Here is a 20,209-nt window from a genome sequence, read left to right on the forward strand (position 1 = left end):
TTTTTCACGCTACAATCGCAGGCTGCGGTGGCTGTAGCTCAGCTGGTAGAGTCCCAGATTGTGATTCTGGTCGTCGTGGGTTCGAGTCCCATCAGCCACCCCAAACGTCATTGACAAAAAGCGCCGATCGAATGGTCGGCGCTTTTTTTGTGCCTGCCTTACTTGTGGCAATTGACTTTTGAATTAGAATTTTCGCTTTCTAATTCGAGGATTAGCACCGATGGCCTCATCCCTTGCCGACATCAATTCCCAGATCAAGAAGCACGACGAGCAGATTGCGCAATTGCGCAAGCAAGCCGAAGAGCTGAGAAATCAGGAACGCTCAGGAGTGATCGAGGAGATACGCAAGAAGATCGCTGAATACGGTTTGACGGCAACCGATCTCAAACTCGCGGGACGCGTTGGCAAGCGCAGCGCAGGGGTTGCTGTAACCAAGTCCGCTGCAAAGTATCGCAGCCCCACCGGTGAGACCTGGTCCGGCGGCCGTGGTCGCAAGCCGCGTTGGATCACGGAGGCGCTTGCAGCCGGTAAATCGCTGTCGGACTTCGAGATCAAGTAAGGCCTTCGTGTCGGCCAAAGTAAAAAGCCCGCTCATGCGGGCTTTTTTGCGGGCTTCTCGAGTCCTCAGTTGACCAGCACGAGCTTGCCCTTGACCCCGCGCGAGCCCATGTGGGCGTAAGCGGCCTTGAGTTCCGCCATAGGGATGGCGCGATCGATCACGGGCTTGATCCTGCCCTGGCCGTACCACTGGGCCAATTCGGCCATCATCTGCGCGTTGGCCTTGGGCTCGCGCTTGGCGAAATCGCCCCAGAACACGCCGACCAGCGATGCGCCTTTGAGCAGCATCAAATTCAATGGCAGCGAAGGAATGGGGCCTGCGGCGAAACCGACGATGAGATAGCGGCCGCGCCAACCGATCGAGCGGAACGCTGGTTCGGCAAATTCGCCGCCCACAGGGTCGTAAATGACGTCAGGTCCTTTGCCGCCGGTTGCTGCTTTGACTGCATCGCGAAAACCATTGGGAATCGCGTGCGTGGTGTAGTTGATCGTGACGTCCGCTCCGATGGATTTGCAGAGTTCGCATTTTTCATCGGTCGACGCGGCTGCGATGACCTTGGCACCCGCAGCCTTTGCAATCTGGATCGCCGCGGTTCCGACGCCGCCGGCTGCACCGAGCACCAGCACTGTTTCACCCGCCTTCAATTGCGCGCGGTCCATCAATGCGTGCCAGGAGGTCGCGTAAATCATGATGAACGCGGCGGCATCGACATAGCCAAAGCCTTCGGGAAGGGGCATGCAAAGCGCTGCGGGCGCGAGCGTATGCGTTCCGAAGCCGCCCGTGCCGGACAGACATGCAACGTTTTGCCCGATCTTGAGATGCGTGACGCCTTCGCCGACGGCGGTGATCACGCCGGCGTATTCGGAGCCCGGCACGAAAGGCAGTGGCGGCTTGATCTGGTATTTGTTCTGGACGATCAGCAGATCGGGAAAATTCAGGCTTGCCGCCTTGATTTCGATCAGCACCTGTCCGGGCCCGGGGGTCGGCGTTGGCAGTTCTTTCCACGTGAGTGCGTCGACGCCGGTGGGGTTCTCGCAGAGCCATGCGTGCATGCTCGTGTCTCCTATCAATGAGTCTGGGGGCAATGAATGCGGGCCATGATAGGCGCGGTGCGCTGGCCGTGTTGTCCCAGCCGTGACGCCCCCGCCGCCTACAATCGCGCGCACTGATAGACGCCATGAAGATACTTATTTCGAACGACGACGGTTTCCAGGCTCCGGGTATCGTCGCATTGCACGACGCACTGAAGGAAATTGCCGAGGTCGAAGTGGTCGCGCCCGAGCACAACAACAGCGCGAAGTCGAACGCGCTCACGCTGGCCGCGCCGCTCTACGTGCATACCGCTCACAACGGATTCCGCTACGTGACCGGAACGCCGGCCGATTGCGTGCACATCGCGTTGAAAGGCTTGCTCGACTATCGGCCCGACTTGGTCGTGTCCGGCATCAACAACGGCGCCAACATGGGCGACGACACGATCTATTCGGGCACTGTCGGCGCCGCGATGGAGGCCTACCTGTTCGGCATCCCAGCGATCGCCTTCTCCCAGATCGAAAAGGGCTGGGCCCACATCGACGCGGCGGCCCGAGCGGCGCGGCGACTGGTCGAGCAGATCGAGCGAGATCAGATGCTTGGCGGTAACGCATTCCTTCTCAACGTCAACGTGCCGAATCTTCCCTTCGATGAACTGAAGTCGGTCCAGGTGTGTCGTCTGGGGCGTCGCCATGCCGCCGAGAAAGTGATCACGCAAGACAGTCCTCGCGGCGAGACGATGTACTGGATCGCCGGCGCGGGGGGAGCGAAGGACAGCGGCGAGGGCACCGACTTCCATTCCACCGCTGCCGGCCACATCGCGCTGACACCGTTGCAGATCGACCTGACCGATCACGCCAATCTGGGACAGTGGCGCGACACGGTGGCTCGCCTCGGCGAGCGCTCCTGACATGGCTGGCCAGCGCCCGGGATTTCCCGTGCGGCTAACGCCCACGGCTTCTGCGGCGACGCGCGGACGTTTGCCCGCGGTACCCGCCAAACCGACGGTCCACAGCACGCCTTCCATGGCGTCGGACGCGGTCCGTGCGCGGATGGTCCAGCGCCTCGCCGCTCAAGGCATTGCCGATGCGCGTGTACTGCGCGCCATGGGCACGGTGGAGCGTCACCTGTTCGTGGACAGCGCGCTGGTCAATCAGGCGTACGAGGACACCAGCCTGCCGATCGGGCTGGGCCAGACCATCTCCAAGCCCAACGTCGTGTCACGCATGATCGAATTGCTTCTCGGCGCGTCCGCATTGGCGGGCAAGCCCGGCGATCGATTGGGACGAGTGCTCGAGATCGGCACCGGCTGTGGTTACCAGGCCGCGGTGCTCAGCCACGTTGCGACCGAGGTCTACAGCATCGAGCGCTTGCGAGGGTTGCATGAACGCGCGCGCACGAACCTTCGCCCTTTCAGGTTGGCGACAGTCCATCTATTGCTTGGCGACGGGATGATCGGCTATGCCAAGGGTGCGCCTTATGCCGGAATCATCGCGGCGGCGGGCGGGGAGGCCGTGCCGGAAGCGTGGATTACGCAGTTGGCGGTGGGCGGAAGAATCGTCGCGCCGACGCAATCCGCGACGGGCGGACAAGCCCTGGTTGTCATTGACAAAACCGCACGCGGCGTCGAGCGACGCATTCTTGAGGCGGTTCACTTTGTCCCCCTAAAATCGGGAATTGCTTGAAGGAAAAACACATGCAGGGTATTGGCAATCGGGGCTGGCTTGCCGGCATGACGCTGGTGGTTTCGCTCGTGATTGCGGGTTGTGGCGCACCGCGTGGCCCGGTGCCGGTCGAGGATCGCGGCACCATGACTCGTACGCCGGTCGCAGCCACCAACGGAGCCGCTGTTCCTGGTGTGCCGCCGATCACCACCGATGCCAGCGGCAAGCCGCTGGCCGGCATCGAGAACTACGGCAAGCCGGGGTACTACGCGGTGCGTCCGGGCGACACCATTCGCCGCATCGGCACGGAAACCGGCCAGAGCTGGCAGAACATCGCGCGTTGGAACAATCTCGACAATCCTGATCTCATCGAAGTCGGCCAGGTGCTGCGGGTGATCCCGCCCGTTGGCGCAACGGCGACGGCATCCACACCGCCCGCGACGACCGACGCGTCCGGTGTCGTCACTCGGCCGGTGACACAGCCGATCGTCGCACCGAGCACCGCGGCGGCGGCTGCGGCTGCGGCTGCGGTCGCACCTGGTGCGGCGCCGAGCGCGGCAACCAAGCCGACTCCGCCGGTCACTGCGTCGCCAACGCCGCCGGCCGCCACGGCTTCGGGCGACGAGGACGTGGGCTGGATCTGGCCAGCCCAAGGATCTTTGATTGCAGGCTTCGACGAGGCCAAGAACAAGGGGCTCGATATCAGCGGCAAGGCGGGCGATTCGGTCCTCGCGGCAGCCGATGGTCGTGTCGTCTACGCAGGCGCAGGACTGCGCGGCTATGGCAACCTCATCATCCTGAAGCACAACAACACTTACCTGACCGCCTACGCCCACAATCGCACGTTGCTGGTCAAGGAAGATCAGTCGGTGCAGAAGGGGCAGAAGATTGCCGAGATGGGCAACAGCGACGCAGACCGCGTCAAGCTGCACTTCGAAATCCGCCGCCAGGGCAAGCCGGTTGATCCGGCGCGGTACCTGCCAGCGCGCTAGCGTCATGACCGCCTCTCGCCTTCGTCGCACCCCGGTCGTGCGGCGAGTGGCGGGCAACGGCGGCACCTCGGACTTCGAACCGCCGCGAGCTTCGGACTCTCCCATCCCGATGCGGGGCGCGGTGGACCGCGTCGCTGGCGAGGCGTTGGGCCTCAATGAAAATCCTCGCGAAGCAATACCCACCGACCTTGGCGGCGATGGTGGCGATTCGTTGACGATCTACCTGCGCGAGATCCGGCGCACGCAGTTGTTCACGCCCGAGGAAGAGTATGAAACCGCCTGTGCCGCACGCAGCGGTGATTTCGCAGCGCGGCAATCGATGATCGAGCACAACCTGCGGCTGGTGGTCAATATCGCCAAGTCCTACCTCGGACGCGGCGTGCCGATGGCGGACTTGATCGAAGAGGGCAACCTCGGTCTCATGCATGCGATCAACAAGTTCGAACCGGAGCGCGGCTTCCGCTTCTCGACCTATGCAACCTGGTGGATTCGGCAATCCATCGAACGCGCGGCAATGATGCAGGCGCGCGCCATCCGCTTGCCGGTGCATGTGGTGCGTGAGTTGCAACAGGTGATGCGCGCGCGTCGTGCGCTGGAGGGCGACCCCGAATTCATTGCCCGTCGTCCGGATGGCGTGCGCGTCGAAGATGTCGCAGCGCTTCTGGGCCGCGAGGTGCAGGAAGTGGCGGACCTGATGGCGCTCGCCGAGGCACCGCGCTCGCTCGACGCCGGTGCTGAGCGCGGCGACGACAGCTTCACGTTGGCAGACACGGTGGCGTCGGACGACGAAGGCGGCGATCCTACGGGCGTCACACAGACGCACGAGGTCGAGAAACTGCTCGATCAGTGGATCCTGGTATTGACCGAGCGCGAACGCGAAGTGCTCGAAGGCCGGTACGGCCTGCATGACCGTGATCCGGAGACGCTGGAAGTGTTGAGCGTTCGTCTTGGACTGACCCGCGAGCGCGTCCGGCAGATCCAGAATGAGGCGCTGGCCAAGATGCGCCGGCAACTGGCGCGCGCAGGCGTGCAGCGTGACGCGCTCCTGTAGGGCCCGAGGAGCGCGCTTCCCGCGGCCTGAGACAATCCAGGCATGACGGAATCGATTGAAAAGAAGGAAGCGCAGCGCCCCCACGATGAATGGCTGCAGGTGGAGTCGCTCGATCTCGACGCGCAGGGTGTGGCGCACAAGGCCGACGGCATGGTGGTGTTCATCGAAGGCGCATTGCCCTTCGAAGAGGTGCAGTTCAACGTGCACCGGAAGAAGAACAACTGGGAGCAGGGCACTGTGACGGCGATTGCCCGTGAATCTTCGCAGCGCGTGCGACCCGGGTGCCCGCACTTCGGCTTGCATGCCGGTGCCTGCGGGGGCTGCAAGATGCAACACCTCGATGCAGCCGCACAGGTTGCGGTGAAGCAGCGATCGCTCGAGGACAACCTCTGGCACCTCGGCAAGGTGCGGCCCGAGAACGTGCTGCGCCCGCTCGAAGGACCCTCCTGGCACTATCGCTATCGTGCGCGCCTTTCCGTGCGTCACGTGGTGAAGAAGGGTACGGTTCTCATCGGCTTCCACGAACGCAAGAGCCGCTATCTGGCGGACATGAAGGTATGCCCCGTCTTGCCGGCGCAGGTCAGCGACATGCTCATGCCCTTGCGCGAACTGATCGGCTCGATGGACGCGCGGGAGACCTGCCCGCAAATCGAGCTGGCCTGCGGCGATTCTCCCGATGGCACGGGCCGCTTGGGTGTCATTGCCTTGGTCCTGAGGCATCTGGAGCCGTTGACCCATGCCGATGTGGCCCGGCTCAAGGCTTTTGCATCAAAGAACGAAGGCGTTCAATGGTGGCTGCAATCCAAGGGGCCCGAGACCGTCAAGTTGCTGGAAGAGGGCGGAGAGCCGCTGGCTTATGGGCTCCCCGAGTTCGGTGTCACGATGCCCTTCAAGCCGACCGATTTCACACAGGTCAACCCGCACATCAATCGCGTGCTGGTCGGCCGCGCGTTGCGGCTGCTCGATGTGCGGCCCGATGAACGCGTGATCGACTGGTTCTGTGGACTGGGCAATTTCACCTTGCCGTTGGCGAGCCGGGCTCGCGAGGTGCTGGGCATCGAAGGCAGTGACACGCTGGTGGCGCGTGCCACGGACAACTACGAGCGCAATCGCCCCGCGGTGCCCGGGCGGCGCGCGCTGGCATCAACGAGCTTCGTTGCGCGCAATCTGTTCGAGATGACGCCTGCGATGCTGGTAGCAGACGGCGCTGCGGACAAGTGGCTGGTCGACCCGCCGCGCGAAGGCGCGTTTGCGCTGGCCAAGGCGCTCGCGGATCTGCACCAGCAGGTCGAATTGCATCGGGGCGGCTGGGCTCCGCCCAAGCGGATCGTTTATGTGAGCTGCAACCCCTCTACGCTGGCGCGCGATGCGGGCCTGCTGGTTCATCAGGCCGGGTATCGATGCACCTTCGCGGGGGTGGTCAACATGTTCCCGCACACCTCGCACGTGGAATCGATCGCAGTATTCGATCTCGCATGAAAAAAGGGCCCTTGGGGGCCCCTTTTTCTGATGTGGCGAGACCTCTCAGTCGCGCTCGCCGCCGAAGATGCCGAGCAGGGCCAGGAGGCTCTGGAATACATTGAACAGATCGAGGTACAGCGCCAGCGTGGCGCTGATGTAGTTGGTCTCGCCGCCGTCCATGATCTGCTTCAGGTCGTACAGCATGAAGGCCGAGAATATGCCGATCGCGGCGACCGAGATTGCCATCATGCCTGCGCTCGAACCCACGAATACGTTGATGATGGCGCCGACCATCAGGACGATCGCGCCGACGAAGAGCCATTTGCCCATGCCGGAGAGGTCGCGCTTGATCACCGTGGCCAAAGAAGCCATCACGAAGAACACGCCAGCGGTGCCGCCGAAGGCGGTCATGATCAACTCCGAGCCATTCTTGAAGCCCAGCACCATCGCGATCAGCCGCGACAGCATCAGGCCCATGAAGAAGGTGAAGGCCAGCAGCACCGGCACGCCGGCAGCAGAGTTTTTGGTCTTCTCGATCGCGAATATGAAGCCGAACGCACCGCCCATGAACACCATGAGGCCGAGGCCGCCACCGAGAGAGCGGGTGATGCCGGTGGCAACGCCGAGCCAAGCGCCGAGCACTGTGGGCAGCAGGCTCAGGGCGAGCAGCCAGTAGGTATTGCGCAGGACGCGCTGACGGTCTGCCTGCGGCAACGTCTGGCCGTAGCCGACGGTGGTGTCGAGGGTGTTGACGCGGTCGTTCATTGCTGAAACTCCAGGGGTTTGCTGCAAAGATGCAGTTGGGCGCATTCTAGGACCCTGCAAGGGCCACCGATCAGAAAGACCTGGGTTCGGATATTCCTATCTGCGTCAAGGGCTCTATCGGTCCCAAACGCTATGCTTCGGGATTACGCAACTTCCCTCAAGACCATGAAGACCAAGTCATTCCTCGAACTCGCCGATGTCAAGGCCATTGCCGCCGCCGCCGAAGCCGAGGCCCTCAAGAACAACTGGGCCGTGACCATCGCCATCGCCGATGACGCAGGCAATCTGCTGTGGTTGCAGCGACTGGACGGCGCGGCAGCGTTGTCGTCCCACATTGCGCCAGCCAAGGCCCACACGGCTGCGATGGGACGCCGCGAAAGCAAGACTTACGAAGACATGATCAATGGTGGTCGCACTTCGTTCCTGACGGCGCCGGGCGTCACGGGCCTGCTGGAAGGCGGCGTGCCAATCGTCAAGGATGGCCACGTCATCGGCGCGGTGGGCGTGAGCGGCGTGAAGTCGAACGAGGACGCCCAGATCGCCAAGGCGGGCATCGCGGCAATCGGTCTCTGAGCACCGCCCCGTCAAAAGCAAAACGCCGACTGCGAGGTCGGCGTTTTTCGTTGGCGGTCCAAGGTGGAAAAAGAGCTTGGCTAGTCGGCGAACCGTTGGCTAGCAAAAAACGACCCTTCGGAGATGAATCTCCTCGAGTCGCCCCACGATGAAACTTGCGCGAGGGGCGGACTGAACCTTATTTGGTCAGGATCAGCTTGCCGAGTTTGGTGGCTTGAAGTCGATAGAGGGAACCGTTGTGCAGGATGCCGACCGTCTTGCTGCCCTTGAGGAGTTCAGCGCTTTCGAGCAACGGCGCCGGGCGCGCCACCTCGCTGGAAACGCGGCCACCGCCTGTATGGTCAAGCGAGGGATGGCTCAAGACGGTGAAGGCATTGGGCGTGGCTTGCATTGAAAATCCCCTTATCGAAGCGATGAGCAAATGATAATGATTCTCAATAAAAAGTCAATCGTCGCGATCGATTTTTTTGTCTTGCGCGCCTGCTTTACTTGGGATCGGGTTCGGTGATGAACCCGATCTTGCGCACGCCGGCTTCGCGCGCCGCCGACATGGCCTGCGCCACACGCTCATAGCGGACCGCCTTGTCACCGCGAATATGCAGTTCGGGCTGCGGGTCCTTGGCGGCTTCCGCGGCGAGACGCGTCTTCACGTCGGCGTCTTCGATCTTCTGCTCGTTCCAGTAATAGGTGCCGTCGGCTGCCACTGTGAACAGGATGTTCTGCGGCTTGGTCTGCTCCGGCTCGCTCGAGGCGCGGGGAAGGTCGATGTTCACCGCATGCTTCATCACGGGCACCGTGATGATGAAGATGATGAGGAGCACCAGCATGACGTCGACCAGCGGCGTCATGTTGATCTCGTTCATCACCTCATCGGGTTCGTCCTGTGTTCCGAAAGCCATGGCGCTCAGCCTTTCTTGAGCGGAACGACCGTGGCTTCGACGCTGCCGCTTTGAACGCGCGCGCCGGTCACGAAGTAGGCATGCAGATCATGCGCAAAGCTGTTGAGCTTGGTCAGCACGAACTTGTTGCCGCGCACGAGTGCGTTGTAGCCCAGCACGGCGGGAATGGCGACCGCGAGGCCCAGCGCCGTCATGATCAGCGCTTCACCGATCGGACCGGCCACCTTGTCGATGGTTGCCTGGCCAGCAGTGCCGATGCTCATCAGTGCGTGATAAATGCCCCATACCGTGCCGAACAACCCGATGAACGGCGCCGTCGAGCCGACCGAAGCGAGGACGGCGAGACCGGTCTGCAGGCGCGCCGTGAACTCGTCGATGCCGTTGCGCAGTGCGCGCGTGATCCAGTCGCTGACGTCGAGCGCATCATGAAGATGGGCCTTGGTGTTGCGATGGTGGGCGGCCGCTTCGCGACCTTCGAGGGCCAGTGCCCGGAACGGATTGCTGTCGTTCGTGCCCAGCTTGTTGAGTGCGGTGGCGAAGTCTTCGCTGTGCCAGAAGTCTTGCGAATGCGTCGCCTGGCGCTTGTACTTGATGACGTCGAGCGCCTTGATCAGGATCACGATCCATGATGCGAGGGACATGCCGATCAAGAGCAGCGCAACGGCCTTGGTGACGAAGTCGCCCTGATGCCATACGTTCATCAGGCCAAATTGGGAATCCATACGAAGCTACTCCAGAGAAATTAATTGAGAACCCAGTTGATCGGCACGTTGAACTCCATCGGTTCAACGACCCCGTTGCGTTTGCCCGGCACGAAGCGCCAACTCATCACGGCGGCACGTGCAGCGTCGTCCAGCCGTTCGTAGCCGCTTGACGTGCGAATGCTTGCTTGTTTGGGAAGCCCGTCGACGCCGATCAGGACACGCAGGACCGTCTTGCCTTGTTCGCCGAGGCGCCTGCTCATGGCAGGGTAGACCGGCTTCGGGTTCTGCAGATAGTCGGCGTTGCTGGACGGCAGTTGAATCGAAGTTGGCGCCGGCGGCGCGGGCGGAGGTGCCGGCGGCTCGGGCGGCGCCGGCGGTGCAATGGGCGCGGGTGGCGGTGGCGGTTCGACGCTGCCGGTCGGCGCGTTCGGCGCCGGTGTTGGCTTGGGTTCGCGAATCGCCTGCGGGCGCGGCGGAGGCGGTGTCTTGGTGATCTGCCGCTTGGGTTCGGGTGGCGGCGGAGGAGGAGGGGGCGGTTCGACCGGCTTGGGCGGCTCGACGAACTCGCTCAGGATCGACACCGGAATGACCACCTCGGCGGCGCGGCGCAACAGCCCGCTTTGAAGCGCCCAGAGGGCGGCGACGTGAAAGAGCACCACGCCGCCTGCGATGATGGCGTTGCGCGAAAGGCCAAGGGCTGTGGGAGGGGGCGGAGAAAAGCGGCTAGACACAATCAACCATTCGAGTGCGGACACCGTCAAAGGTGCCCCGATGCAGCAAAACCGCTACGCCAATTACTACTTGCGAAAAATCCACCAGACCGAGCTGGCGACGAAGATCAGGCTACCGCCGAGGGCCGCGAAGAGTTCCATGCGTTGCTTTCCTTGATGGAATTGGCAAGCTGGATCGCCACCGGCCCTGTTTCGCGATGAAGCGCGGCGACCGGATGCGAGATGCTGCACTGCGCGACCACGTCGCGCGCGCAACCTTCGCACTGGCCGCACTGGGTGGCCACGCCGAGTTCAAACTGCACTTCGTCGAAAGTCATGCCGGCTCGCACGTGACGTGCGATTTCTCGGTCGGAGACTCGGCGACATACGCAAACGATCATGGCGGTGAGAGCGGCTGTTGGCTGGCTGTTTGAAGAGGATTCGATTATAAATACGAATTCTTCGCATTTGCAATAACTATCGTGTCTTCAGGGTCGGCCCGCCAACGCCAAGCCCTCAGACCTCAGACCACATGCGCAGGAGATTGTGGTACTGGCCGGTGAGCGCGACGGATTCTTCGCATTCTCCGAGGCGACCGCGCAGTTTCTGGATCACCTGGTCCATTTCGAACAGCATGGAGCGCTGTCGGTCGTCGCGCACCATGCTTTGCAGCCAGAAGAACGAGCAGACACGCGCACCGGCCGTTACTGGGTGGACGCGGTGCAAGCTGCTGGACGGATACAGGATCAGGTCGCCCGCCGGCAGCTTGACCTCGTGCGTGCCATAGGTGTCGACCACCTCGAGTTCGCCGCCCTCGTAGTCCTCCGGATCGCACAGGAACAGCGTGCAGGACAGGTCGGTGCGCAACTGCTCGCCGCTGCCCGGTACCGAGCGCACCGAGCCGTCGACATGCAGGCCGTAGTGCTCGCCGCCCTCGTAGCGATTGAACAATGGCGGCACGAAGCGCAAGGGCAGGGCGGCCGAGAAGAAAAGTGGATTGCGTGCCAGGGCGCCGAGGATCGTCCTGCCAAGTTCGCGGCCGACCGGGGATTGCTCAGGCAACTGCCGGTTGCGCTTGACCATCGCCCCTTGGTCGCCAACGGTCTCGCGTCCATCTACCCAGTCGGTAGCGTCCAGGCCGGCGCGAATCTCACGCACTTGATCTGTGCTGAGAACTTCGGGCACATGCAACATCATCTTGCGGATTCCTCAAAGAAATAGCCCCGCCCAAGGGGCCGAATGCGAGTGTCGCACCGAGGGGACGCGACTGGATGGACCGGGGAAGGCAACTTCACGGCTCAATAGACGTCGCGGCAATACCTTCCGCTGGACAAGAGCTCGCCCATGACGGACTCCCCGACGATCTGGCGCAGCGCCGCGTCGACGCCACCCGCCATGCCCTGCAGGCTGCCACATACGTAGATCGCGGCATCGCGCGTAACCCAGGCGCGCACTTCCTCGTGCAGTTGCAGCAGGCGATGCTGAACATAGAGCCGCTCGGACTGATCGCGCGAAAACACCATGTCGACCCGTTGCAGAACCCCGCTGTGCTGCCAGGCTTCGATTTCGTCGCGGCAGAGGAAGTCGTGCTGCACATTGCGCTCGCCGAATACCAGCCAGTTGTCCTGTCGACCCATAGCCGCACGGGCCCGCAGGTGGCTGCGGAGGCCAGCCAGGCCGGTGCCGTTGCCGATCAGCAGCAAGGGGCGGCGCGCGTTCTCGCCAAGGCGAAAGCCGCGGTGCGGGCGCAGGCGCAACTGAATCGTGTCGCCCAGGCTCAGCGTCGACGTCAGCAGCCCGGATGCGGCGCCGAGGGTGCCGTCCTGATGCTGCTCTTGCCGCACCAGGAGCTGCAGTTCGCCGTCGGCGGCGATGGAGGCGATCGAGTAGTCGCGGGGCCGTCCGGAATCGCTCGCGAGCGCCAGTTGCGCGATGTCGCCGGACTCCCAGTCGGGCGCCGGAGCGGCCGCCGGCGTGAAGGCCAGCAAATAGACCGGGGCACCCGCGCTGCCACGGTTCAGCAGGCGGCGCGAGGCGAGGCGCCAGGATGCGTCTCGCGTCTCTGGAGTGTCCGCCGTGGAGGTGTCGGGGCTGCTGCCGCATCGCGCTTGCCATTCAGCCAGCGTGGCTGGGTCCGCGTTGTCGACTTCGATGCGCTCGAAGGCACGTGTCGCGCCAGCCGCGTGGAGCCATTCGTCGAGCTGGCGCCCGAAGCGGCAGAAGTTGGCGTACTGCCGGTCGCCGAGCGCCAGCACCGCATAGCGCAGGGATGACAACTCGGCCCGCACACCCATCACGCGCTCCGCGAACACGCTGGCGCCATCGGGCGCGTCGCCTTCGCCATAGGTGCTGGCTATGAACAGGGCCCGTGGCGCGCTGCGGAGCATGGCCGTGTCGACATCGTTGAGCGCAAGCACGCGGGCGGGCGTACCGGCCTCGTGCAGCCATCGACCGGTCTGCCAGGCGAGGGCTTCAGCCTGTCCAGTCTGGCTGGCAAACAGCACCAGGGTCGCCGCGCCAGGCTGGTTGCCGGCCAGCGCCGCTGCCCGGCGGGCCGTGGCGTCGCGCAGTTGCCGCTGGCGCCAGTAGATGGTGGTGCACAACACGACATAGGCGAGCACGGTCAGGCTCGCGGCCAGCGCTCGCAGGGTGGGCTCGGTCATGGGGCGGAGTCGCTGAGTACGGGCCAGCGGTCGCTGGCGAGTCGCTGCGGCCCATCGGCGCCGCGGCAGACGAACAGCGCGGCGATGCTGTGCCGCCGGGCGAAGGCCAGGCCCTCTTGTGGACCGAGCACGGTCAGCACCGTCGCCAGTGCGTCGGCCTGCATGCAGGCCTGGTGCAGTACCGTCACCGAGCCCAGGGCGTGGATGCTCGGTTCTCCGGTACGAGGATCGAGCGTGTGAGACCAGCGCCGGCCCTGGTGCTCGCGCACGTGCCAGCGGTCGCCGGAGGTTGCGATCGCCATGTCTTCGAGTGGCATTCGCAGGGGGGGCACTGTTGATGCTTCTATCGACACTCGCCAGGGTTGGCCGTCAGGCCGCCTTCCAGCGGCACGCAGTTCGCCGCCGACCTCGAACAGGAAGTCGGACAGTCCGAGAGCCCGCAGTCCGGCGGCGCCCAGATCGACCGCGAAGCCCTTCGCGATGCCCGAAAGGTCGAGCGAGGCTCTACCTGGCTGCACGAGGCTGCGCGTGGCAAGGTCGAACCTCAGGCGCTGCCAGCCTACCTGTCCGCGCGCGTGCGCGAGCGCGGCTGGAGAAGGCGGAGCGATGGCTGATGCGCCGGCATGCGCGCCGAATCCCCAAAGCGCGACCAACGGACCGATGCTCGGATCGATCGCGCCCTCACTGGCGGCCGCCCAGTCGAGCGCGCAGGCCAGCACTTCGGCGAATTCGGGATCGAGCAGGTGCCGACTGCCGGTATCAGAGCGGTTGAAGCGACTGATGGCCGAATCGGCCTCCCACGTGCTCATCTGCGCGACTACGCGGTCGAGAGCGCCCTGCACGCTGGCGCGCACCTCGTCGAGCGCCATCATGCGTGGGTTGTCGAAGCGAAGCGACCAGGTCGTGCCCATGGTGCGGCCCGCCAGGGACTGCAGCGTCGGCGGATCGGCGCGGCGCGGCTGCGGCGTATTGGCGTAGCCGCCAGCGCGCCAGGTTGCGAACGAGGGGCGTTGCGCGGCCGGATCGTTGCTGGGACTCAGGGCATCACTTCCAGGGTGGCGGCGTAACTCAGGCGGCGTTCCTTGGCCTTCGGCGCCGAGGTCTTCTGGTCCGTCGTGTTGACATCGAGCCAGTACATGCCGGCTACCGGCCAGGTCACGCTGAACTGGCCCTTGGCGTCTGTCTTGATCTTGAGCTCGTCGAGCTTGTCGCGGTAACGTGTGTTGCCCAGCGTCACCGTGACCTCGAGATCCTTGGCCGGCTGGCCGTCGAGTTGCAGGGTGAAGCTCGTCTTCTCGCCCTTGACCAGGTCGGTCGGGTTGGCCGAAATCAGTTCGAGGCCCTTGCCGGTCGGGCGCAGCGCACTGGGCTTGCCGACGGTGATGAAAGTCTCGTTGCGGCCCGCCGATTGCGTGATCTCGACCTCCTGCGCATCGGCCGGGATCTGGCCGGCGATGTTCTCTGCCGTCCCACGGGCGCGCTTGGCTTGGCCGGTGGCCTTGTCCTTCCAGCGTGCGAAGACGCCGTCGTTGACGAGTGCCACACGGTACGTGCCGGACTGCGTGAGGTTCAGGTCGAACACGCTGCGCAGCTTGCCCTTGAACATGTTCTCGGGCTTCACCGTGCTGCCGTCGGGCGCGGTGACGGCCAGGCTGTCCAGGTTCAGCGGGTTGTGATTGAAGAAGAACAGGTCGTTCGACACCGCGGCGTCGACCGTGATCCAGTCGGCCTTCGACAGCACGGTGCTCGAAGGCATCAGCCAGGCATTGTGGGCCTGGACGGCGGCGGTGCCGGCGCAGAGGGCGAGGCCGAGGGCAAGGGTGCGAAGGGAGAGCTTCATGATGGGATTCCGGTGAGGATGTAGGAAGAAGAACTCAGGGCTTGAGTTCGAGCGTGACGGCTCCGAGCTCGCTGTTGCCTGCGGCCTGCGACTGCTCGGCCTTCGCCGGTGGCCACTGAAAGGGAATGCTCACGATCTCGCGGCCGCCGACCTCGCGCGCGGCCTCGACATACAGCTTGTAGGCCCCGGGGGCCAGCTTCGGCAGCATCACCGAACCCTCGGAGAACGCGATCTGGTGCTTGCCGGCGGGGCGGGTGGCGCTGCTCACGCCATCGATCGGCATTTCCAGGTCGCGGCCGGTGCGTCGCCACCACTGGCGCATGTCCTTGAGCCACTTGGTGCCTTCGCCCTCGGCATTGCCGCCCTTGTTCTTGACGTCGTACCAGACCGCGAGCGTGCTGGCCACCGACTGGTCGGGCCGCTCGATCCAGGCGGCCACGTAGGGACGGTGGTACTCGGACACATTGAGCCGCGGCACTTCGATGTTGACCGTGAGCCCCGCAGCGAAGGCCGGCGCGCCGAATAGTGCGGCGAGCGCGAGGGAGTAACGAACTTGCACGAAAACCTTCTTTCCTGGATCAGTGGATGAACAGCAGCGCGAGCAGCACCGGTATCACGAGGCCCATCCCGACCATCGGCCAGGTGAAAGGCCGGTTGCCGGCGTGCATCTTGAGAATGAAAAGCCCGGTGATCGAGAACACCAGCGTGGCGGCGGCAAAGATGTCGATGAACCAACTCCATGCGGCGCCGCTGTTGCGGCCCTTGTGCAGGTCATTGAAGTAGGACAGCCAGCCGCGGTCGGTGCGTTCGTACTCGGCCTCGCCGTCGGCCAGGCTGAGCCGCAGCCAGGCATCGCCGCCGGGGCGGGGCAGGGAAAGGTAGATCTCGTCGTCCGACCATTCGGCCTCGCGGCCCGCTGTGTCGATCGACCACTGCTTGTGGATCCACTGCTGCAGGTCGGCGGGCAGTTCGGCCTTGCCCTTGTTGGCCTTTGCCTCGGGCAGTTGCTTCAGCAGCGCTGCGCGCAGGACATCGTCGGCCGTGGCGGTCCGGCTCGTCACCTTGGGCTTGGCTTCGATGCTGGCCGCATGGTTGAGCGTGAAGCCGGTGATGCCAAATAGCAGCAGGCCGATCAGGCAGAGCGCCGAACTCACCCAGTGCCATTCGTGCAGGGTCTTGAGCCAATAGGCGCGTCGGCGGTTGTCGGTGGGAGCTGCGGTCATCGAAGGCGACGATTCTAGCCTTACAGATGAGAATGAATGTTATTTGCGAGATCGTGGATCAAGAGTCGCCAGGGAGGCCGAGGTACCTGGGCGCCTCGTCGTCGCTAAGTCGAATGCTCCGAAATTGATAGCGGTGAAGTTTCGTAAAGGCGAAAAAAAGCGGGGCTGGGCCCCGCTTGGATGGTGCGTGTCGCGCGCCTATTCGATCTCGCCCATCTGCGACTGCAGGTAGTTCTGCAAGCCGACCTTGCCGACCAGATCGATTTGCGTCTCGAGAAAGTCGATGTGCTCCTCGGTGTCATCGAGGATTTCCTGGAGCAGGTCGCGCGAGACATAGTCGCGTACCGATTCGCAATGAGCGATGCCGGCCTTGATGGTCGCTTGCGCGCCGGTTTCAGCCTTGAGGTCGCACTCGAGAATTTCCGGCACGTCCTCTCCGACGTTGAGCTTGGCCAGATCCTGCAGGTTGGGCAGGCCGTCCAGCATGAAGATGCGGTCCATGAGCTTGTCGGCATGCTTCATCTCGCCGATCGACTCGTCGTATTCCTTCTTCGCGAGCTTGTCCAGACCCCAGTGCTTGAGCATCCGGTAGTGGAGGAAGTATTGGTTGATCGCAGTGAGCTCGTTCTTGAGCTGCGCCTGCAGATGATCGATGACTTGTGGGTCGCCCTTCATGGTTTTTCCTTGTTCTTAAATGGTCGATTGTGAGAGCCACTCGTGCGGCGTTGCAAGTAAACCCATGCTTTCGCGCTCTGCATGCGTGTGAGGGTGATAGGCGTTCGCATTCATAGGGGAGTGCAATGCCTTTAATAGTTCATGCCTATTAAAATTGACAAATCAGTAGTTATACTAAGCACTCGTTTTTTCATCAGCTACCAAGGAACCCTACATGTCCCTGATCAATACAGAAGTCATCCCGTTCAAGGCCACCGCATATCACAACGGCAAGTTCGTGCCTGTCAGCAACGAGAACTTCAAGGGCAAATGGTCCGTCGTCGTGTTCTACCCGGCCGACTTCACCTTCGTGTGCCCGACTGAACTCGGCGACCTGGCCGACCACTACGCAGAGTTCCAGAAGCTGGGCGTCGAGGTGTATGGCGTGTCGACCGACACCCACTTCACGCACAAGGCATGGCACGACACCTCCGACACCATCGGCAAGGTGAAGTACCCGCTGATCGGCGACCCGAGCCAGCAACTGGCCCGCGCTTTCCAGGTTCTCATCGAAGAAGGTGAAGACGCAGGTCTCGCTTACCGCGGCACCTTCGTGATCGACCCCGAAGGCAAGATCAAGACCATCGAAGTGCACGACAACGGCATCGGCCGCGACGCTGCCGAACTGCTGCGCCGCGTGAAAGCTGCCCAGTATGTGGCAGCGCACCCGGGCGAAGTCTGCCCCGCCAAGTGGACCGAAGGCGCTGAAACGCTGAAGCCTTCGTTCGACCTGGTCGGCAAGATCTAAGCCGCCTCGTTCGCGCCACAGCCCGGGCGTGTCAACTCCCGGGCTTTTTTGTTCCCATCGCATTCAAGAAGAGAGTTCACCATGCTCGACGCCGGCACCAAATCACAACTCAAGAGCTATCTCGACCGCATCACGCAGCCCGTCGAGATCGTCGCATCGCTCGACGACAGCAAGGCGTCGGGCGAACTGCAGGCCCTGCTCAAGGACGTGGCTGAATCGTCGACGCTGGTGAAAGTCATCGAGAGCCGCGACGACAACCATCGCAAGCCTTCGTTCTCAATCAATCGGCCGAGCGAAAACCACGGTCCGCGTTTCGCGGGCGTGCCCATGGGGCATGAGTTCACCTCGCTGGTGCTGGCGTTGCTGCAAGTCGGCGGCTATCCGCCCAAGGTCGACGACGCGGTGCTGCAGCAGATCCGTTCGCTCGACGGCGATTTCGAGTTCGAGATCTACATTTCACTGACCTGCCACAACTGCCCGGACGTCGTCCAGGCGCTCAATCTGATGGCAGTGCAGAACCCGCGCATCAAGTCGACCATGATCGATGGCTCGCTGTTCCAGGACGAAGTCAAGGAACGCCAGATCATGGCCGTGCCCACCGTGTTCCTTAACGGAACCGAGTTCGGTCAGGGTCGCATGAGCCTGGAGGAAATCCTCGCCAAGATCGATACCAGCGGCGTCGAGCGCGAGGCCAAGAAGATCGCTGGCAAGGATCCGTTCGACGTGCTCATCGTTGGCGGTGGCCCCGCGGGCGCAGCGGCTGCGGTGTACGCGGCACGCAAGGGAATCCGCACCGGTGTGGCATCCGAACGTTTCGGCGGCCAGGTGCTGGACACCATGGGCATCGAGAACTTCATCTCGATCAAGGAAACCGAAGGGCCCAAGTTCGCGCTGGCGCTCGAGGAGCATGTGCGCAACTACGACGTCGACATCATGAATCTGCAGCGCGCGGCGGCATTGGTGCGCGGCAGTGATTTCATCGAGGTCAAGCTGGAGAGCGGGGCCTCGCTCAAGAGTCGCTCGGTGGTGATCTCCACTGGCGCACGCTGGCGCAACATCAACGTGCCCGGCGAGCACGAATACAAGAACAAGGGCGTGGCCTATTGCCCGCACTGCGACGGTCCCCTGTTCAAGGGCAAGCGCGTGGCGGTGATCGGCGGCGGCAACTCGGGCGTCGAAGCGGCAATTGACCTGGCCGGCATCGTGGGCCATGTGACCCTGATCGAGTACGACACGCAACTGCGCGCCGACGCAGTGCTGCAGCGCAAGCTGCACAGCCTGTCGAACGTCAAGGTCATCACCAACGCGCAAACGACCGAGATCACCGGCGACACGCAGAAGGTCAATGGCCTGGTCTACAAGGATCGCGCGAGTGGCGAGAGCCACTCGGTGCTGCTCGAAGGCGTGTTCGTCCAGATCGGCCTCGTGCCCAACACCGACTGGCTCAAGGGCACGGTCGAGTTGTCGAAGCATGGCGAGATCGTGGTCGACGCGAAGGGACAGACTTCAGTGCCCGGCGTGTTCGCGGCCGGCGACGCGACCACGGTGCCGTTCAAGCAGATCATCATCGCAGCCGGCGACGGTGCGAAGGCGGCGCTCAGTGCCTTCGATCACCTGATCCGCACCTCGGCGCCGGCGGAAGAGACAGTGGCCTGACAACCTTTGATCCGACGGCACGAGCCAATATCTCTTCGCGCAGCCCGCAACCGGTTCAGTAGGTCAGCCGTTCGGGCCGCAGCTCCTGCAGGATCGTCGTCGCGATCTCCTCGATCGACTTGGTTGTCGTCGACAGCCAGCGGATGCCAGCGCGGCGCATCATCGCCTCGGCCTCGCTGACCTCGTGGCGGCAGTTTTCGAGGCTCGCGTAGCGCGAGTTCGGCCGCCGTTCGTTGCGGATCTCGCTCAGGCGCTCCGGTTGGATCGTGAGCCCGAAGATCTTCTTGCGATGCGGCATCAGGGCCGGCGGCAACTGGCGGCGGTCGAAGTCTTCGGGAATCAGCGGGTAATTCGCTGCCTTCAGGCCATGCTGCATGGCGAGGTACAGCGAGGTCGGCGTCTTCCCGCTGCGGCTCACGCCGACGAGGATCACGTCCGCGCCGTCGAGATCGCGATTGCTCTGGCCGTCATCGTGCGCCAGGCTGAAGTCGATGGCCTGGATCCGAGCGTTGTATTCCTTGCTCTTGCTGACATCGCTGAAGCGGCCGATGCGATGGTTGGACTTCATCGCCAGCTCGATTTCCAGCGGTCGGACGAAGGTGCCGAACATGTCCAGCAGCATGCCCTTGCAGCCGGTTTCGATCACCTCCAGGACTTCCATGTTGGCCAGAGTCGTGAAGACGATGGGGCGAAGCCCCTCGATCTCCGCCGTGTGATTGATTCTTCGAACCGCCTGGTGGGCCTTGTCGACCGTGTCGGTGAAAGGCAGCCGAACGTGGCGGGGCTTCATCTCGAATTGGGCGAGAACGGCGTTACCGAAAGTTTCGGCAGTGATGCCGGTTCCGTCCGAGACGAAGAAAACTGTGCGCGTGTGCATGATGTGGCGGCCTTGTCCTGCGGCACGCCGAACCGGGGCGCGCCTACAATTCGGCCCATTATCGGGAATGCGATCCGC

General features: G+C 63.4%; 24 protein-coding genes and 1 tRNA gene. 10 read left to right on the plus strand and 15 right to left on the minus strand.

What is annotated here, in order from left to right:
- Positions 1 to 27: 27 nt before the first annotated feature.
- Together QTI24_RS00640 and QTI24_RS00645 are read left to right on the plus strand one after the other, a co-directional pair.
- Positions 28 to 103, plus strand: a tRNA-His gene (locus QTI24_RS00640).
- A gap of 117 nt (positions 104 to 220) precedes the next feature.
- On the plus strand, positions 221 to 559 hold the full coding sequence (locus QTI24_RS00645; RefSeq protein ID WP_286597677.1) for an H-NS histone family protein: 339 nt from the start codon (positions 221 to 223) through the stop codon (positions 557 to 559).
- Positions 560 to 624: 65 nt separating this feature from the next.
- On the opposite strand, the gene QTI24_RS00650 is transcribed toward QTI24_RS00645, so the two are convergent.
- Positions 625 to 1,611, minus strand: a complete 987-nt coding sequence (locus tag QTI24_RS00650) for an NADPH:quinone oxidoreductase family protein (RefSeq protein WP_286597678.1) — start codon at positions 1,609 to 1,611, stop codon at positions 625 to 627.
- Between the two features lie 125 nt (positions 1,612 to 1,736).
- Here QTI24_RS00650 and surE point away from each other — a divergent pair, with 125 nt between their 5' ends.
- From surE to rlmD, 5 genes are read left to right on the plus strand one after another with little or no spacing between them, the layout of a single operon-like run.
- The gene (surE, locus tag QTI24_RS00655; RefSeq protein WP_286597679.1) at positions 1,737 to 2,501 is read left to right on the plus strand and encodes a 5'/3'-nucleotidase SurE; all 765 of its coding nucleotides are present in this window, start codon (positions 1,737 to 1,739) and stop codon (positions 2,499 to 2,501) included.
- A 1-nt stretch (position 2,502) separates the two neighbouring features.
- Positions 2,503 to 3,276 carry a protein-L-isoaspartate(D-aspartate) O-methyltransferase gene (locus tag QTI24_RS00660; protein ID WP_286597680.1) on the plus strand — a complete coding sequence of 258 codons (774 nt, stop codon included), beginning with the start codon at positions 2,503 to 2,505 and terminating at the stop codon, positions 3,274 to 3,276.
- Positions 3,277 to 3,287: 11 nt separating this feature from the next.
- Complete coding sequence (locus tag QTI24_RS00665) at positions 3,288 to 4,247, plus strand: peptidoglycan DD-metalloendopeptidase family protein (RefSeq protein WP_286597682.1); 960 nt, start codon at positions 3,288 to 3,290, stop codon at positions 4,245 to 4,247.
- A 4-nt stretch (positions 4,248 to 4,251) separates the two neighbouring features.
- Entirely contained in the window at positions 4,252 to 5,298 is a 1,047-nt protein-coding gene (locus tag QTI24_RS00670) for a sigma-70 family RNA polymerase sigma factor (protein WP_286597683.1), read from the plus strand.
- A 42-nt stretch (positions 5,299 to 5,340) separates the two neighbouring features.
- On the plus strand, positions 5,341 to 6,777 hold the full coding sequence (rlmD, locus tag QTI24_RS00675; RefSeq protein ID WP_286597684.1) for a 23S rRNA (uracil(1939)-C(5))-methyltransferase RlmD: 1,437 nt from the start codon (positions 5,341 to 5,343) through the stop codon (positions 6,775 to 6,777).
- Positions 6,778 to 6,822: 45 nt separating this feature from the next.
- Here rlmD and QTI24_RS00680 read toward each other — a convergent pair whose 3' ends face one another.
- Complete coding sequence (locus QTI24_RS00680; protein ID WP_286597685.1) at positions 6,823 to 7,524, minus strand: Bax inhibitor-1/YccA family protein; 702 nt, start codon at positions 7,522 to 7,524, stop codon at positions 6,823 to 6,825.
- Between the two features lie 165 nt (positions 7,525 to 7,689).
- Between QTI24_RS00680 and QTI24_RS00685 the strand changes: the two genes are divergently transcribed.
- Positions 7,690 to 8,097, plus strand: a complete 408-nt coding sequence (locus QTI24_RS00685) for a GlcG/HbpS family heme-binding protein (RefSeq protein ID WP_286597686.1) — start codon at positions 7,690 to 7,692, stop codon at positions 8,095 to 8,097.
- Positions 8,098 to 8,275: 178 nt separating this feature from the next.
- On the opposite strand, the gene hemP is transcribed toward QTI24_RS00685, so the two are convergent.
- The 12 genes from hemP to bfr form a co-directional block, all read right to left on the minus strand.
- Positions 8,276 to 8,488, minus strand: coding sequence for a hemin uptake protein HemP (gene hemP, locus QTI24_RS00690; RefSeq protein ID WP_286597687.1), 213 nt, complete (start codon positions 8,486 to 8,488; stop codon positions 8,276 to 8,278).
- A gap of 94 nt (positions 8,489 to 8,582) precedes the next feature.
- Positions 8,583 to 8,996 (minus strand): ExbD/TolR family protein, encoded by a 414-nt coding sequence (locus tag QTI24_RS00695; protein ID WP_286597688.1) that lies wholly within the window; start codon positions 8,994 to 8,996, stop codon positions 8,583 to 8,585.
- A gap of 5 nt (positions 8,997 to 9,001) precedes the next feature.
- On the minus strand, positions 9,002 to 9,718 hold the full coding sequence (locus tag QTI24_RS00700) for a MotA/TolQ/ExbB proton channel family protein (protein ID WP_286597689.1): 717 nt from the start codon (positions 9,716 to 9,718) through the stop codon (positions 9,002 to 9,004).
- A gap of 20 nt (positions 9,719 to 9,738) precedes the next feature.
- Complete coding sequence (locus tag QTI24_RS00705) at positions 9,739 to 10,434, minus strand: energy transducer TonB (protein ID WP_503011213.1); 696 nt, start codon at positions 10,432 to 10,434, stop codon at positions 9,739 to 9,741.
- Between the two features lie 104 nt (positions 10,435 to 10,538).
- Entirely contained in the window at positions 10,539 to 10,811 is a 273-nt protein-coding gene (locus tag QTI24_RS00710; RefSeq protein WP_286597691.1) for a (2Fe-2S)-binding protein, read from the minus strand.
- 115 nt (positions 10,812 to 10,926) lie between these two features.
- Positions 10,927 to 11,607, minus strand: coding sequence for a Fe2+-dependent dioxygenase (locus QTI24_RS00715; RefSeq protein WP_286597692.1), 681 nt, complete (start codon positions 11,605 to 11,607; stop codon positions 10,927 to 10,929).
- 101 nt (positions 11,608 to 11,708) lie between these two features.
- A complete protein-coding gene (locus QTI24_RS00720) occupies positions 11,709 to 13,073 on the minus strand; it encodes a sulfite reductase subunit alpha (protein ID WP_286597693.1) in 1,365 nt (454 codons plus the stop codon).
- Positions 13,070 to 13,984: an FAD:protein FMN transferase gene (locus QTI24_RS00725; RefSeq protein WP_353506077.1), complete on the minus strand. Its 915-nt coding sequence runs from the start codon at positions 13,982 to 13,984 to the stop codon at positions 13,070 to 13,072. Before QTI24_RS00725 ends, QTI24_RS00720 begins: the two co-directional genes overlap by 4 nt.
- A 125-nt stretch (positions 13,985 to 14,109) precedes the next feature.
- On the minus strand, positions 14,110 to 14,913 hold the full coding sequence (locus QTI24_RS00730; protein ID WP_286597694.1) for a DUF4198 domain-containing protein: 804 nt from the start codon (positions 14,911 to 14,913) through the stop codon (positions 14,110 to 14,112).
- Between the two features lie 34 nt (positions 14,914 to 14,947).
- Positions 14,948 to 15,472, minus strand: a complete 525-nt coding sequence (locus QTI24_RS00735; protein WP_286597695.1) for a DUF2271 domain-containing protein — start codon at positions 15,470 to 15,472, stop codon at positions 14,948 to 14,950.
- Between the two features lie 19 nt (positions 15,473 to 15,491).
- Complete coding sequence (locus tag QTI24_RS00740) at positions 15,492 to 16,136, minus strand: PepSY-associated TM helix domain-containing protein (RefSeq protein ID WP_286597696.1); 645 nt, start codon at positions 16,134 to 16,136, stop codon at positions 15,492 to 15,494.
- 198 nt (positions 16,137 to 16,334) lie between these two features.
- Positions 16,335 to 16,811 (minus strand): bacterioferritin, encoded by a 477-nt coding sequence (bfr, locus tag QTI24_RS00745; RefSeq protein WP_286597698.1) that lies wholly within the window; start codon positions 16,809 to 16,811, stop codon positions 16,335 to 16,337.
- A 214-nt stretch (positions 16,812 to 17,025) separates the two neighbouring features.
- Here bfr and ahpC point away from each other — a divergent pair, with 214 nt between their 5' ends.
- Positions 17,026 to 17,598, plus strand: coding sequence for an alkyl hydroperoxide reductase subunit C (gene ahpC / locus QTI24_RS00750; RefSeq protein ID WP_286597700.1), 573 nt, complete (start codon positions 17,026 to 17,028; stop codon positions 17,596 to 17,598).
- An 81-nt stretch (positions 17,599 to 17,679) separates the two neighbouring features.
- Entirely contained in the window at positions 17,680 to 19,254 is a 1,575-nt protein-coding gene (gene ahpF / locus QTI24_RS00755; RefSeq protein ID WP_286597701.1) for an alkyl hydroperoxide reductase subunit F, read from the plus strand.
- Positions 19,255 to 19,309: 55 nt separating this feature from the next.
- Here ahpF and ppsR read toward each other — a convergent pair whose 3' ends face one another.
- Positions 19,310 to 20,131 (minus strand): posphoenolpyruvate synthetase regulatory kinase/phosphorylase PpsR, encoded by an 822-nt coding sequence (gene ppsR / locus QTI24_RS00760; RefSeq protein ID WP_286597703.1) that lies wholly within the window; start codon positions 20,129 to 20,131, stop codon positions 19,310 to 19,312.
- Positions 20,132 to 20,209 lie beyond the last annotated feature (78 nt).

Source organism: Variovorax sp. J22P240 (assembly GCF_030316855.1).
GTDB lineage: Bacteria > Pseudomonadota > Gammaproteobacteria > Burkholderiales > Burkholderiaceae_C > Variovorax.

Coding starts and splice junctions, on each gene's coding strand:
- QTI24_RS00695 (WP_286597688.1), bottom strand. CDS start 8,996: ATGGCTTTCGGAACACAGGACGAACCCGATGAGGTGATGAACGAGATC.
- ahpC (WP_286597700.1), top strand. CDS start 17,026: ATGTCCCTGATCAATACAGAAGTCATCCCGTTCAAGGCCACCGCATAT.
- QTI24_RS00645 (WP_286597677.1), top strand. CDS start 221: ATGGCCTCATCCCTTGCCGACATCAATTCCCAGATCAAGAAGCACGAC.
- surE (WP_286597679.1), top strand. CDS start 1,737: ATGAAGATACTTATTTCGAACGACGACGGTTTCCAGGCTCCGGGTATC.
- ppsR (WP_286597703.1), bottom strand. CDS start 20,131: ATGCACACGCGCACAGTTTTCTTCGTCTCGGACGGAACCGGCATCACT.
- QTI24_RS00665 (WP_286597682.1), top strand. CDS start 3,288: ATGCAGGGTATTGGCAATCGGGGCTGGCTTGCCGGCATGACGCTGGTG.
- QTI24_RS00700 (WP_286597689.1), bottom strand. CDS start 9,718: ATGGATTCCCAATTTGGCCTGATGAACGTATGGCATCAGGGCGACTTC.
- ahpF (WP_286597701.1), top strand. CDS start 17,680: ATGCTCGACGCCGGCACCAAATCACAACTCAAGAGCTATCTCGACCGC.
- QTI24_RS00680 (WP_286597685.1), bottom strand. CDS start 7,524: ATGAACGACCGCGTCAACACCCTCGACACCACCGTCGGCTACGGCCAG.
- QTI24_RS00725 (WP_353506077.1), bottom strand. CDS start 13,984: ATGGGCACGACCTGGTCGCTTCGCTTCGACAACCCACGCATGATGGCG.
- QTI24_RS00730 (WP_286597694.1), bottom strand. CDS start 14,913: ATGAAGCTCTCCCTTCGCACCCTTGCCCTCGGCCTCGCCCTCTGCGCC.
- rlmD (WP_286597684.1), top strand. CDS start 5,341: ATGACGGAATCGATTGAAAAGAAGGAAGCGCAGCGCCCCCACGATGAA.
- bfr (WP_286597698.1), bottom strand. CDS start 16,811: ATGAAGGGCGACCCACAAGTCATCGATCATCTGCAGGCGCAGCTCAAG.
- QTI24_RS00660 (WP_286597680.1), top strand. CDS start 2,503: ATGGCTGGCCAGCGCCCGGGATTTCCCGTGCGGCTAACGCCCACGGCT.
- QTI24_RS00650 (WP_286597678.1), bottom strand. CDS start 1,611: ATGCACGCATGGCTCTGCGAGAACCCCACCGGCGTCGACGCACTCACG.
- QTI24_RS00720 (WP_286597693.1), bottom strand. CDS start 13,073: ATGACCGAGCCCACCCTGCGAGCGCTGGCCGCGAGCCTGACCGTGCTC.
- QTI24_RS00685 (WP_286597686.1), top strand. CDS start 7,690: ATGAAGACCAAGTCATTCCTCGAACTCGCCGATGTCAAGGCCATTGCC.
- hemP (WP_286597687.1), bottom strand. CDS start 8,488: ATGCAAGCCACGCCCAATGCCTTCACCGTCTTGAGCCATCCCTCGCTT.
- QTI24_RS00710 (WP_286597691.1), bottom strand. CDS start 10,811: ATGATCGTTTGCGTATGTCGCCGAGTCTCCGACCGAGAAATCGCACGT.
- QTI24_RS00670 (WP_286597683.1), top strand. CDS start 4,252: ATGACCGCCTCTCGCCTTCGTCGCACCCCGGTCGTGCGGCGAGTGGCG.
- QTI24_RS00715 (WP_286597692.1), bottom strand. CDS start 11,607: ATGATGTTGCATGTGCCCGAAGTTCTCAGCACAGATCAAGTGCGTGAG.
- QTI24_RS00740 (WP_286597696.1), bottom strand. CDS start 16,136: ATGACCGCAGCTCCCACCGACAACCGCCGACGCGCCTATTGGCTCAAG.